This is a genomic window from Acinetobacter sp. CAU_H_S170_2, assembly GCF_058890445.1.
The window spans coordinates 1,199,369-1,213,581 of the sequence record NZ_JBZYAE010000001.1 but is presented as its reverse complement, the minus strand read 5'-3'; the positions used below and the strand labels follow the sequence as shown (position 1 = coordinate 1,213,581).

Here is a 14,213-nt window from a genome sequence, read left to right as displayed (position 1 = left end):
TTAGCCGTAACACTTTAATGCTGTGGCATCAATAATCACATGTCCTAGTGCTAAATTTTGGCGATTAATAATGGCGATGGTGTCAGCACCGTAACTTGAGGCTTGTTTTATTAATTCATCATTTGCCATCTTATTAAAACTCAAAGACTGAATATCAACATGAATTGGGCCTAATTTTTTGCAACCATTGATCAACTCACTATTTGATGAAATTATCTGAATTTTATTCATTGAGCCATTGTTTAAAGTCGCACACCCAGTAAGCAATAAAACCAATCCAATACTAATTATTTTCACTCTACAATCCTCTCAAAGTCAGGCGCTTGAATATCACCAATATCATCACCCCAGAAGCGCGTCCGGTTGTGTTGGCGTTCCGCTTTACGTAATAATTTTTCACGGTATCCTGGTGAGATAATATCCTGCATTTCATCAAAAATCATTCGATTGGTTGCAGCTTTGGTGTACCACAAGTTTTGTGCTGGGATTTTACCTTTCAGAAATTTAAAGGTTTCATTGCCCGCATTGGTGTCTGTGCCGTCTGATAGCTGTGTAGCATTCCCAACCGTCAGCGATAGTAAAGATTTAAAATCTGATCCAAATGGGCCTGCAATAAAATCACCAGCATCACGCCCACTGGTATCAGTTCCTGCAACTAAAATATCACCTAGTACCGGCAAACCACCTCCAGCAACAAATGAGCGCTTCATGAAGTCAATCGTCTTGTCCGGATCGTCACTATCCCACATCGTAGCCGGATCATTACCGTTGGCCAATTCTTTAAGCTGTACCACTAAGCCACCTAAAATGGTTGTCATAGCTACCAATGGAATTGCATAAGCAGCCTTTCCTTGTATGCCTTGCTGAGACATTGTTCGGCTACCATGACGCATAAGGAATGCTGCTGAGAACGACTTGAATTGCAGCATAGATTTCACAATCTCACCCATGGCCGTACCTTTTCGCATTCCCGGTGTCATCCATGTGCGTTCACGCAAACCAGCTTCAACCACGGCCATCCCTTGTTCATCCAGTAAATGTGCCTGAAATTGTGTGGCTACTTCGTCACGGATCTTTTGTGGGTCGCCAAATTGAGTCAATTGATTATCTGGAATTTCATAGATAGAACGTGCAGACATTAACTGGTTGCCTTTACGATCCACGACCGGATCAGCTAGGCGCATGACTTCCCAGGCGCGTTCGTTTAGTCCAGTTTTTTCTATCAGCTCACGATCCATAGCGTCCAGATCAGCCCATGCTTTAGAGCGGGTTAAAGTGCCGTATTTATGCATAAGCATCTTGGTAAAGCCGACTTTTGAAGCTGCTGTGAGTGCATTCAGGCCAGATATGCGCATAACCTGTGAAGCAATACCACTGGATACCCGAGCCAGTTTCTGTGACTTGCCATGCACTGAGGTCAATCCATCATCAGACCAACGCGCAATACTGCCGAGCATTTCTTCTGTGGCCAGACCTAAGCTGTGTGCCAGCTGCCGATCTTCTTTATTTTTCGGATTCAGTTGTGAAATCAGTTCACCAAAAGTTTTACGATATGCAATGCCATGGATCGATGCAGTCTTTGCAATCATGGCCTGATCTGTGACGGATGAAATTGTGGTGCCGCCCAGCATCGATGCCACATTCATTGACCGGTACGCTAAACCCATATTGGCCAGCACTTCGGATTGCGGTGTATTCTGCCCTGAAAACTCGTCAAACATGGTCTGTGCACGTTTCCGCGACTTACCTGTATCGTTTGCATCAACTCCTTTTTGCCAGTCTTTCTGCTCTGCTGCGTCCATCAATATGCGCATGGAGTTTCTAGGACTACTACCAAGATTTTCCACCATAGCAATATCTTTGGATAAGCCGTTAATATGTGCTTCCACTAAGTCTACAAACGGCATACCGCCAAACTCAGACTGATATTCCATCCATGATTCAGCATCCTTAAAATGCAGTACCCGGCTTTCAGAATGACGGCTGGTGACCTTTGAATTACCCCCGAAGGACTGACGGCCAATTTCAGTTTTATTGGCACCGTTGCTGCTCAAGGTATCGAATGAGTATTCGAGTAGTTCGCGGATCTCTTGCTGTGAATAGTACGTGCCATCCTCATGCACGTATTTTGAAGTGTCGATTAAGCCTTCTGCTTTCTGCACCCATGCCTGTTTGCCGGCTAATACAATCTTTTCTAAGCTATGCGTCTGCGGTAATCCCCAATCATCCAGTTTTCCAATATCACCACCGGCACGGTTAAAGCGTTCACGCATACCTTCAAAGACTTCACCCATTTTGTCTGAAATCTTCTTGGCCAACGGATCACCGGTACTGTCATTGAATCGTTCACGTACGATCTTCTGAACTAGTTCTGCATCGGTAAACACACCTAAACCGCCTTTAACATTGGTATAGAAGTCCACCAGCTCACCGCGGTTTACGGATGCAATCGCACGTGCTTTGGAGTCGATAGATTGAACACCTGACATATCACCATGAGGCGCAACTAGACGGTCTACAACTTCACTGGATGAAAGTGTTGGATGATCGAGTAAGGCAAGGTTTTTACTTTGAGTAAGAATGTCACGTGCTGCTATGGCGTGCTTACGTTTAAGCTGATCCTGAATATCCTGTGCCACAAATTCACCGGCTTTCACCAGTTTTTCAGCATCGGATAGATTGCGCCAGGTCTGAATGTCTTTTTTGGCCAATGCCTGCATTGCTGACTTAATACGGTTTTCAATGTCGGTTGCTTCTTGCTGGTTTAGTGTTGCCTTGCCGAGTGCTTTTGCTACGGCGGCCTTGCATTGGTCTTTCATAAAAAATGCTCAGATAGTTTTAGTTATCTGAGCATTGATTAAGGCGTGGTTTGCTGTGTACTTAAATTAATATGGATACTGAACAGATTCAGGCTCACTGAATACACCTAATGATTGAATGTTTAAAAGATATTTAACAGTATCACCTGTCTTAACTTTTACGGCTTGCGCATAGTGTTCAAATGCTCTAGGGCCCAAAGTGCCTGAATAACTTACATCAGTAAAAATTGTGGCACTTTTTACCTCATTATTTTCTGTAACATAAGCTACCAAAAAAATTGTATTGGACATATTCCCTACATCTATATTTATATCAAAACCAGTTATTTAACATTTACTCCCCAAACTGTAAAGCACAACTAATAGCAGTCTGAGCCGCTAAAGTATCTTCTTGTGCCTGACGTGCTTCTGCTTCCAGCTCATCCAGTCGTTCACGTAAAGACATGGTGATTTCTTCCATTTCCCCATCTGGACGCATACGACTAACAGAAATCTGCTGATCTGGATTCTGCATGATGATGTCTAAAGCGGCTGATTCTTCTGGACCACCACCAAAGAGTAAGCCTTGTCGCGGGTCGCCCATCCCATCGATGCGATCAATTTCACCTTGGATGTTGTCCGAAATGGCTTTAGCACTACGTTTATTGGTATCAAACACATTTAAAAATTGTTTTGCTCCATTACTTAAACCATCATCAATGAGCTGAATTTGGTTTAAATAATCATCCACAGTTTGACCATTAGCCTTTAAATCACTGAGCTTTTGCGCGGCTTGAGATAGGTCCTTTGCTAATGTGTTTGCATGTCTCCCGCCCTGTTTCACCAAAGAACCCAATTGTGCCAACTGTGGAGCTGCACGTAGCAAAGCATTTAAAACGGTTTTACTATCATCGTCTATGTTTTCATATAGTCTCGTTACAAGACTAGAATCATCGTACGCACTCTGCATAATTGCCGATTCAATCCGTTGTTTCCCGCTCTGTGACAAGCGGCCATCGTCGGTCAAAATATTTGGCTTTTCAGACTCCGGGAGTGAGTTCACAAATCCGCGAATGAAGTCCATCGAACCATCTAAGTTGATAGAACCGTCATTATTGATCTTCAGTAATGAAGCATCAGGCAAACGATCTACGTCACTGGTTGCACGCTCAGACGCACTGTACTGCGCCACATCGGCTTCATTGGCTAACTTGGTGAATTGCACACGGTCTGTATCTGTTAAGCGTGTACGGACTAATACAGGTCGATCAATGCCTGAAATATCCCAACCTTTTTCAGCGGCATATTTTTCAATATATGCTCGATAGTTGTCTGCCTTGCCTGTTTCATAAGCACGGTTGATTGCTAGTGTGCGACCATTGCCCGATTCAACAACATTGTCCACTCCGATAATTGGTGCACCGTCTGAAAGCTTTGCAGATTCTCCCAACCATTCAGGCTTTAAATCGTCAGCCATATTCTCAATCTGTTGGCGTGATGCTTCGCGGGTTCGGTCACGTGGTTGTAAATCGGCTGGGTAAAGCGGATTCACTCCATAAGCTGCATCATTGGACGCAATCAACTCACCTAATGATTTAATTTCATACGCGAAGTCATAACTTGAACCATCCATGCCCATTGCAGTACTTGTACCATTCCCACCATAACGAGAGCTTAAGCTATTCCATTTATTACGCCATTTGCCAATTGCCTGTCCAACGGTCAGACCAGACATGCCATTATTGTTCACAATGTCATTGGCATTCTTTGAATCGTATTTTCGGACAACATCAATCAGTTTGGCATTTGGATCTGCTTTTAAAACTGCAGCTGCCCCACCTGGTCCAAGTAAATGCCCTAAATACTGTTCATGCTCTACCGGCTCACGCCCCAGACTTTTGCGCATGGATGCATTGGCATTCTTGATGTGCTTCAGACCTTGCTTGATCTGTTCATCAATACTGTAACGATCCCCACCGCCCTGTCCTTTCCATGTTTTATCCAGGATCTGGAATAAACCATGTGCAGATGATGTCGGATTCTTCGCTGTATGATTGAATCTTCCACCTGTTTCAATGTGGGAGATAGTAAGAGCCACCGAAGGATTAACACCTTCCTGCTGCGCTTTACGTGCAATAGACTTGGCATTGCTTGGCAAAGCCATAGTTTCATAATTGACTGGCTTCTGCTTTTCCTCGCCCTTAACGCTGTGCTGTACGTTGACTGGTCGACCTAAACGCAAATTGGTTTGCGCCTCATCCATATTCTTGAAATGATTATTGGCCTGCACTGGATTCGATGGCTTAACAGGTGAAGCTGCATTATCAAATTCAACCTCATTCGCAACCAAAGCAGATTGCACCTTCGTTGTGTCAGCTTCCACTTGCTCAGGTGTACGATTTAAATAATGACTTGCCCCACGTGCACCACCAAACATAAGCGCATTCAAAACCACATCGGTAGCAACTGATTCACCAGTGATTTCATACTTTTTGGCCTGTTTATCATAGCCCTCAGACTCAAGCACCTGACCGCTTGCGTATTGGCCCGCAGTTGATAATGCTGTTGCACCACCTACTGATAGAGCTGCGTCCTTAATAACGCCACCTGTGCCTTTAAATCCATAGCTTAAAGGAAGTACGGTAGATGCCGCTGCAACACCACCATCGATCAGGGCTGCTGTAGTTGCGGTATCTTCATCAACACCTTTTTGAATTAAATCTTCACGGCTGTAATTGACCTCGGTTACACCAGTTGTCAGCGCTGCCCCCACTGGTCCAAGTGGAGCACCTGCCAAAACACGTGTACCCATATCAGAAATACCAAAAAGCATATTACCGACCAATCCTGAGTTCGGCGCATCTTGAAGTTCTTCAACCTGCATCACCAATGCGTCACGGCGGTCTTTATTCTTTTCTTCATGTACATCTGAAAATGATTTTTCACGTACATCTAATGCCCCATCTAGGCCGCCATTTCGCACATCATCAATGGAGTACTGCAAATGATCAGCAACACGTTCAAAAGGTTTCTTAGCCGTGTCATAGACCTTGACCGCACCCGCAGCCACACCACGAGGAATAGCAGTTGCAGCACCATCAAATAAGCCAGCTTCTTTTTTAGACTGCTGTGGAGCTTTACCCAAGCCGCCTGCATTCATTTGATTGATAGATTGCTGTTCGCTATCATCAATTTCACTGAGCCAATTCATTACTTGGTTGCTCCATTAATCATGATTCGCCAATTAACACCATCGATCTGCAATGGATTGCCACGCTCGTTGAGTAAATCGTATTGAATTTCACCCTTTTTGCTACGCACTGGTGATTGTCGTAAACGTAAGGTTTTAAGCTCTGCCTCGGTCATGCCTGTGTGCTTGGCCAATGATGCATAACCAGCATCGAGACGACTTTCAAAAGCGTCATCGGTCATTCCGTAAGGCATAGCTACTTTCCAGTCCTCTAGCTTTCCACCCATATAATTTTTAAGTGTTCCTGACTGTTGATGAACACCGCCTGTTGCAAAACTTAAAGCAAATTTCAGCACCTCTTTATTCGGCAGCTCGTCTGCTTTGTCATGCTGTAAATTTCGTGCCTCCATGGTATCGGCATACACTGCACGGAATACGTTATAAGCATTATTAGCACTCGTACCTGATACGGTATTGCCCACATAGTTGTTAAATGCTGATTTTAAGTCTGCATCCTTAGGCATGATGAGCTGTTTGTTTTTTAGAATTTGTGTCCCGTTGACGATGGAGGTTGAAAGCTTACGCCCCTCAGTGCTTTGAAATTTATTCATATCAGCAAGGCCAGCAGCTACATAGTTTTGATCGCCTGACCCTAACTGACCTAATACAGCTCCCCAAATGCTTGCCCCTCTTGGATGCCCTTTGGATTTAGAGATTAGACCACTAATAAAATTCAGTTTTTCATTGACTCCCATACCATCAAACGCTTTCTTCGCTTCGGGTAAATCTTCCTCAGAAATTGGTCTCAAAGTAATATTGGCATCTTTTAAAGACAACTGGCTAATACCGTTATCCACTGCACCATCAATCCATTCACTAGGATTCGATTTAAGCGTGTTTCCACCTAAGCTATGCACTTGCAAGCCCGCTTCACGAACAACCTGATTAGGGTTGGTTTTAGCCGTCTGTAGCTTGGATTTATAAATATCCTCATATGCATTCAAAATCTTTTCTTCATCTGCAGCATTAGCAGATGGTGTATTTTTCATTTTTGCCTTTTGTTCATTGATCAGTCTTTGCTGTTCAGATGTAGATTTATTGGCAAAACGCTGAAAATTTACCGACTGCTTTTGCAGAAATTTAAACTCAGTTTCGCTTTCCGTTCCCGCTACAGCCTTGCCTACATTGTTCTCATATTCTGAGTCTTGGGCGCGGCCTGTTAGTACGTTGGCTTTATAGTCATTCAAAAGCTTGGTAGCTTCTGAATTGCGCTTATTTTCTTCAACTCGTACTTGGGTATCAATTGCATCAATACGGCTTAAAACCTGATTTTTCTTTTGCTGTAATGTCTGTCCATCGGTATAACCAAAGCCACCATTATCCATTTTGGTAATCAACTGGTGCAGTGAATTGGTGTCTTTATTCTCTACAGCACTGGAAATAGCACCCTCAATTTCAAGAATGTCTTGGCCTGATTCAAAGGCATTTACCCGTGCTTGTACATCCGCTGCAGGTAGATTCAAGCTAGCAAGATTGGATTCTAAATATGCACGCCCTTGCTTGCGATCATAACGTGAAGCAATGTCGCCATAGCGATCTGCTAGAACAACACCTTTTTGCATATCGGCACGTAGTTGCAACGGCAATAAACCTGAAGCCTGACGATTCACATTATCGCGCCAATAATTGTTTAAATCTGGACGCGCAAACTCAGGTAGCTCTGATTCAATTTGCTTGTATCGATCTTCTGACCATTTGTTTAGTGCCTCTTGCCCAGCCTTGGCGTTGTAATCGCCATTCGACACACCATTTTTCACAAGCGTAACTTGCTCACTCATTTCAGTGGTCATGATGTCATCAAGTTTCACTTTCGCTTCTTGCTTGGCTAGATCATTGTTGTACAGTTCAAGGCGTTTAGCACTCAATTCGGCCTCTTGCTTTTGCTTATCGATTTCCTGAGCTGCACCATGTACGGAACTTCCAGCGTTAGCAATGGCTGAACCAAGCTGATCTAAGTTGTTTTGGGGTACAGCAATACGTTGAACTTCAGGCATTGCTTTACCAAAATTACCCATCGGAATTCTCGGCATTATTTCCACCCCCCACTTGTCGAACCTTGCGTTTTATTTGTCTGCTGGGTAAGAGCACTGTAGCCACTAGCACCCGCTGAAACCGTATTTAAAACACCTGTTGCTGCTGCCGTATTCGCATTGTTTTTAAATTGGCTGGCTTGTGCTTTCAATCGCTGTGAGGAGTTATAGCCTGTGACTTCGGCCATATTGGCATCGTAATTTGCAGCCTGTTCAATTTCATCGTTAATGACCAGTGCCGTGCCTTCATTCACATCTAGTCCATTCTGAGCCAAAGCAGCACGCGCAGCAGATTGAGTTTTTTCTTTCTCCTTACGAATACGGTCTGCTTCCAAGCGTCCACGCGCTTTTTCAGCACTCGCATCGGCTTCGGCTTGTTCACCTGCAGCTTTGTTATTTTGGTAGCTCGAATAACCTGAAATTGCTGCACCTGCTACAGCGGCCGCAGCCGCAACCATTGCCCATGACATTATTCAATCTCCTTACATTTGCTTTGGAGTGATGCAAGGAATTGATCAATCTCTTCTTCAGGAACAATCACCTGCTTTTCGATTTCTTCTAAATCAGTACTGTCTGTTGGGTGTACCGTCATCCAAGACGTATCTTCATGAAAGTAACCGATGCGTTTTGTGCCAGGCATAGACTTAATCACGGCGGGTGCTTTTAAATATTCAATGCCATTTTCGGTAGCGACTGTAAGCGACCCACTTAGCAAAACATTCATATGCTCGGTTCGATGCATCTTACTGACAATCAATGTGCCGGCTTTTGCATCCATCTGACGCATATACACACCTGGTGCAAAATGATGAACCACTGGCACTTCAATCAATTCAGCTTGATCCGTAATTTGCTGTTGAATATCTCGTACAACGTCAATGTATGCACGGTTTTGAACTTCTCCAAGGATTTGAGCTAACAGCTCTTTATTTTCATGTGGAATAACGTCATTCATGTTTATAGCTCCATATCCAAAACAGTGCCGTATTGCATAAAACCGAAATGCTCATAGAGTCGAATACAAGCACGAGATTCAACACCAGTCGTGGTACCGCACTGGATTCGATTCACACCCATAGCAGCCGCCCAACCAATGAACGTTTGAATGAGTACATAAGCTGCTCGTGTCTTGCGAAATTCAGGCTTTACATACATCACGTCATCAAAAGCAATTTTGGTGTTGTTGAACCAGTCACCACCGATACGCCCAGCAAAACCGCCCATGATTTCGTGATCTTGCTCAACGATGAAAATCACACCACCGCCATTAATTAAATGAGTGAAATGCTCTGCCGCCTTATCAGTCATGTATGGACGTTTTTGATAGTTTGGCGCTTCTTTAATAAATTCTTGCCCTAATGCGACCAAAGCAGGCACATCGGAGAGCTTAGCTGTACGCACTCGCATGGTTATTTCTCGTTAATTGATAACTGCATAGTGATAGCTTGCAAGTGAAACGGCAGCGGTTTGTTGTGTGTTATTACTAAAGGGATTCTATGAAGATCCTCCCATGATCCACCTTCTTCCAAGTGATAGCCTGTATGCGGCTTTCGTGGTGCAAGTGGGTTATCGTCATAGGTGAAAATTTCAATCATTTCACCGTTTAGCTCGGGTGCAATGTTGTTGTTAAAAAAGAATGCTGTACGATCGACCTTAGCTTTATGCAACATGCTAGACAGCGGTGCTTGATTCAATTCAGGTGGGAATAGCTCAACTGTGCAGTAGATAGGCTGACCGACTTTAATCCCTTCACCGTTTAACTCATCACCCACAACTAAGTGTGCCCCATCCTCTTCAAAATTGGTCTGATAAATAAAATCATCCCCTTGGTGATAGGCCACAACCTCATCAAGTAGATTAGGCTTTACTACTTGCCCACTATCCACGACCAATGTGCGTTCTGAGTCCACATTAGCACTAAAAGACACTTCCTCAAGACACGTGGTACCCGAGCGTTTCACCAACATAAAAGTACGGTCTGAACCAAGCTGTGTAGGGATAGAACACATGCTAATCACTTCACCGCTAAAGTCGTGCTGTGCCCATGCCAAAACCTCTTGATCACGGTTAAAAGTAATTGTGGCCACTTTGCCATCACCTAACACCAACCACACTAAACTTTCGGGTTCTTGCATGTAGGAGATTTCATTGACCCCGCCGTGCTGTTCTCCAATGTGGGAAGAAAGAGAGCTGACCTCAGGTGAAACCAAACCATCTACTTCATAGCGATAAGTTAAAGCTCGGACACGCTCACCACCACGCTGCACAAATAACAGCTCATTGCCCACACGTTCAGGTCGGGTTACTGGATATGCACCGTATGCGCTGTGTTCATTGATGTTTACTGTTGTAGGAGTTAATGCGCCGTCCGAGTCGATCATGTACTCACCGCCTGAGGTTAAACACACTACCCCGCGCTGAGCTTCTAAGAATAAGATACTGTTTGATAGGCCAGATGCAGACACAATGCTGAATGCGTCACCATCTTCTGTAGTCTCTAGAAAATTACCATTACCGCCGACAGCACTAAACCACACCTTGTTTGGTGCTTTTTTCGTGTTCGATAGGACTAAGCGCTGTTTAAAGAATGTGCAACATCTTGGATAGCCATTCGTAGCGTTAAATGCTGGCGGCAAAATTGCCCAAGAACGTTCAATTGCTGTGATGTCAGCATCTAATTTTTTAAGGATTTCTCCGTTTACATGATCAGCATTAATGAACTGAGTGATCTTAATAATCCCTCCATTCACTTCGATCAAATTGCCAATATCAGCAGCCGTAAATGTTGCGCCTGCACTAACGGTAACCTGTGCCCAATCTAGTTCACTTTCATTCGGTTGCTTGTCTGTATTGTCACGTAATGCCTGATAGTAATTACCAGCATAAACAACTACATCTGCTGCTAAATAAGCCTGTGTGCTCACCCAGTTGTTATATGAGCTCAGCGTGAAAGATACCAGTGCACCAATGTCTTTACCTGAGGGCTTTCCTTTTCGGAATGGAAACCGTGCATTTTCAGAGTCGGTCGGCAAATGGGTGTAAACAAACTGATTTAACTGCCAGTTATCAAAGGCTGTATCACATAAAAGGCGGTGAACTGGCACTTCACTATGTGTGAGATACATTTCATACCGATACTGCACAAACTGGATGTTATGTATCTGAGTCTCTGTGTATGGAGAAACAATACTTTCAAGCACTTCAAGTGTTTTAGGATTAACAATCTCAACCAAATTCTGCTTAAAAACAATTAGAAATGCATTGTCTGAATTGACCACAAACGGAATGAGTCGTACTGCATTTAACTGTTCCGATAAAAACAGTGTGCCTGGTCTTTTACGTACACCACCTTCGACAAGTGGAATCACATTCTTAAGCGCCTTTGCTCCGTTGCCATACTGTTGAATATCTGTGCGCGTATACAGTGTTGGCGATAGCTCCCCAGCACTGAAATTATTTTTAGTGATGACCTGCTTCATTAGTAGCGCACCCCAATCAAATTAGGGGTGTAATCTGCGGCAAAGTCTTGTGCTGGACGTTCTTGACCATTGATAGCACGTGCTTGTTTGAGCATGTTCTGTAGCTTCTGCCATGCGCTATCAGCTTCAGCATTGCTACCAGTGATCGGCTTTGCAAGCTTACTCACCAAATACAGCGCCATGCACTCCGAAAATAAAGAATCCCAAAGCTCTTCATTGTCTTCATCACGTACATAAACCAAGTTAATTAGATTTGTATTGGCCAGAATGTGGCGACCTTCCATTTCGTATTCGTACTGGCCTGAATCATATAGACGCAAAAAATCTTTAGGCAGTGGGAATGCATTGCTGTAGCCAAAAGCAGGATGTGTACTCACTGGTGCAAGCTGTGCACGTTTCTTGGCGAATGACCAAGGATGCATACGCAATAAACCACGGCGTGTAGAGTCATAAATCGAAGCACAACGCCGTGCGTTTTCTGTATTGTCCTCAAATGATTGGATTGCTTTAGCACCAATCATGCTCAGTGCTTCATTGCAGATGGATATTGATGTTGTTGTCATAGAAAAAGCCCTCAAGTTTTAATGATCTTGAGGGCTTTTAAGAGTGGGTTTGTTGGGTGTTAGAGTCCGATTTAAATTGAATCGGACTGTTCTTTTAAACGCTGTTTAAGTAAATAACCTTCAAGCAGCCAAATCTTTTCACGTGCATTTTGGTACGCAATCTTTTTACCAATTTCAGCATCGAAATTTTCAGGGCTTGCACATGCCGACTCACCTGTAACAGTAAAGCCATTCTTTAAAGTCAAAATGCAAAAAATTAAAGTTTGAAGTGGTTCAGGTGCATCAAAAATTTCAACACCATTATCACGCTTACAAACATCACGAGTTAAAATATATTCAACGCCTACAATTTTTGAATCAATGATTTCAGGGGTTAAACGTGGCGCATTTAATCCTTTGTCTTGAATTTCTTTTTCAATTTGCTGCTCTGTATTGCTCATGGTCATTTTCTCATTCTAAGTTATTAAAAAAGACCTCACGCCCTGCTCGTAAAGCGTGAGGCCAAAGCTACGACTTAAGAAGCGTCATAATCAATAGCAACAACTTTTAGCTCATTCCCACGACCTGCGGCCATTGAGTGAACACCACCGACTTGCTTGATACGTTTTTTGTCTTCACGTACACCGATACCAAAGTCAGTAATTGCAGCATCACCGTAATGAACGGCAGATTTACAATACATCGGAGCACGCTTAGAACCTGCGGTTGCACCAGCAACAACTTTTTCGTATGCAACCCACTCAACACCAAGCCACTTCGTACCTACAGCACCGTCTTGCAGCATCTGAATTTTCATATGGTCCGCATTGGTCAATGTGGTGTCATTTAAAAATTCATTCATCATGTCAGCGGTGTAAATCTGGAATAGTTGCTCACCGTTCTGTTCATCACATTCGTTTTTACGGAATAACGACTTAGCCCAAATAATTTGCTGTTTAAGCGTCATACCTGTTGGGGCAACAATTTGACCAGCAGGCAGAGCTACGTTTGTAGTTGATGCAACACCTGCATCATCTACAGTTTTACGTGCAATCGTACCGATCAGGGCTTGATAAATAATGTCGTCCACTTTGCGGTTGTGGGCGTTATGCAATAACTGCATGTATTTATCGTCTGGGTGTGCCTTTAACTTTGGCTCATCACGCTTTTCAATCGGAATGAATAAATCAAAATCATTCATTAGGACTGAACGCACCCCTACATCGGGAATTGTCCATTCAGTGTCGCCATAACGCGCACCTGAAGCTTTCATTTCCACCTGTCCCATATCATTGATTGTGAATGACTCACCTTCAATACGACCGCGATTCGTTACAGTCTTTAGCAAACGTGAAACGTTTTGCGCACATGCCAATTCATAATTGTCATGGAACTGCTGTACAAACGCCGCTGTGATTTTATTTTCGTTTGCAATTGGCATGGACTACCCCTTATTTATATTGCTTCTGATAAAAGCCTTCTACTTGCGCGAATACACGTTTATGGTCTGGGTGATTTACGTTTAAGTAGGCTTCCGATTTCATTAATGATTGAACATCTAATGCACCGCTTTGTTGGGTGTTAGCAGGGGGTGTATCTTCCTGAAGCTGTGAGCCGAAATAAGCAGCCATTTTCAAAACAAGTGGATTATTGCCAAACTCAGGGCTATTCACTTCTTCCGCTGTCAAAATGCCATTCTGAATTGCATTGTTTGCCGCTGCTCGTGCGAATCCAAAATTAGCATCTGTTTCCCCACCCCACGTTTCTTTCATTGCTGTAATACACGCTTCATTGTCTAGTGCTGCATTACCTTCCATAAGGCTTGGAATAAGTTGGTTATACTCCCCAAGTAGAAAGCCTAAATGCTCACTACTTAGACCAGCTTCACGCGCACGCTCTAAGAACTCTTGGTTTTCTGGAATAGCTTTAAACTCGTCATAGTTAAAGCCTTCTACATTCACCTCATAACCATCTATTGATTCAGGCGCACCAGCTGGCGGTGTAACTGGTTCTTCAGGTGAATCAGTTGGATTTGGATCAACTGGTGGCGCTCCCATTACACTTGGTGCTGTATCTGTTGCTGGTACTGCTGGTTCTTCTACTGGATTAATCAT

At 43.6% G+C, this 14,213-nt stretch carries 13 protein-coding genes; all 13 read right to left on the bottom strand.

Going from position 1 to position 14,213, the window contains the following annotated elements; translation table 11 throughout:
• A complete protein-coding gene (locus AC5EUN_RS05940) occupies positions 1-297 on the bottom strand; it encodes a hypothetical protein (protein WP_493352218.1) in 297 nt (98 codons plus the stop codon).
• Entirely contained in the window at positions 294-2,819 is a 2,526-nt protein-coding gene (locus AC5EUN_RS05935) for a hypothetical protein (RefSeq protein WP_493352217.1), read from the bottom strand. The genes AC5EUN_RS05940 and AC5EUN_RS05935 overlap by 4 nt, the downstream gene beginning before the upstream one ends.
• A 66-nt stretch (positions 2,820-2,885) precedes the next feature.
• Positions 2,886-3,110: a hypothetical protein gene (locus tag AC5EUN_RS05930; protein WP_131230427.1), complete on the bottom strand. Its 225-nt coding sequence runs from the start codon at positions 3,108-3,110 to the stop codon at positions 2,886-2,888.
• A gap of 43 nt (positions 3,111-3,153) precedes the next feature.
• On the bottom strand, positions 3,154-6,009 hold the full coding sequence (locus tag AC5EUN_RS05925; protein WP_493352216.1) for a lytic transglycosylase domain-containing protein: 2,856 nt from the start codon (positions 6,007-6,009) through the stop codon (positions 3,154-3,156).
• Complete coding sequence (locus AC5EUN_RS05920; RefSeq protein ID WP_493352215.1) at positions 6,009-8,078, bottom strand: methyl-coenzyme M reductase; 2,070 nt, start codon at positions 8,076-8,078, stop codon at positions 6,009-6,011. Before AC5EUN_RS05920 ends, AC5EUN_RS05925 begins: the two co-directional genes overlap by 1 nt.
• Positions 8,078-8,548, bottom strand: coding sequence for a hypothetical protein (locus tag AC5EUN_RS05915; protein WP_493352214.1), 471 nt, complete (start codon positions 8,546-8,548; stop codon positions 8,078-8,080). The genes AC5EUN_RS05920 and AC5EUN_RS05915 overlap by 1 nt, the downstream gene beginning before the upstream one ends.
• On the bottom strand, positions 8,548-9,033 hold the full coding sequence (locus AC5EUN_RS05910; protein WP_493352213.1) for a hypothetical protein: 486 nt from the start codon (positions 9,031-9,033) through the stop codon (positions 8,548-8,550). The genes AC5EUN_RS05915 and AC5EUN_RS05910 overlap by 1 nt, the downstream gene beginning before the upstream one ends.
• A gap of 2 nt (positions 9,034-9,035) precedes the next feature.
• Positions 9,036-9,485: a GNAT family N-acetyltransferase gene (locus AC5EUN_RS05905; RefSeq protein WP_493352212.1), complete on the bottom strand. Its 450-nt coding sequence runs from the start codon at positions 9,483-9,485 to the stop codon at positions 9,036-9,038.
• A 2-nt stretch (positions 9,486-9,487) separates the two neighbouring features.
• Positions 9,488-11,557, bottom strand: a complete 2,070-nt coding sequence (locus tag AC5EUN_RS05900) for a phage tail protein (protein ID WP_493352211.1) — start codon at positions 11,555-11,557, stop codon at positions 9,488-9,490.
• Positions 11,557-12,120 carry a phage connector family protein gene (locus AC5EUN_RS05895; protein ID WP_078390207.1) on the bottom strand — a complete coding sequence of 188 codons (564 nt, stop codon included), beginning with the start codon at positions 12,118-12,120 and terminating at the stop codon, positions 11,557-11,559. Before AC5EUN_RS05895 ends, AC5EUN_RS05900 begins: the two co-directional genes overlap by 1 nt.
• A gap of 71 nt (positions 12,121-12,191) precedes the next feature.
• Positions 12,192-12,560, bottom strand: coding sequence for a Gp49 family protein (locus AC5EUN_RS05890; protein ID WP_493352210.1), 369 nt, complete (start codon positions 12,558-12,560; stop codon positions 12,192-12,194).
• A gap of 74 nt (positions 12,561-12,634) precedes the next feature.
• Positions 12,635-13,534, bottom strand: coding sequence for a phage capsid protein (locus AC5EUN_RS05885; protein WP_493352488.1), 900 nt, complete (start codon positions 13,532-13,534; stop codon positions 12,635-12,637).
• Positions 13,535-13,550: 16 nt separating this feature from the next.
• A complete protein-coding gene (locus AC5EUN_RS05880; RefSeq protein WP_493352209.1) occupies positions 13,551-14,213 on the bottom strand; it encodes a hypothetical protein in 663 nt (220 codons plus the stop codon).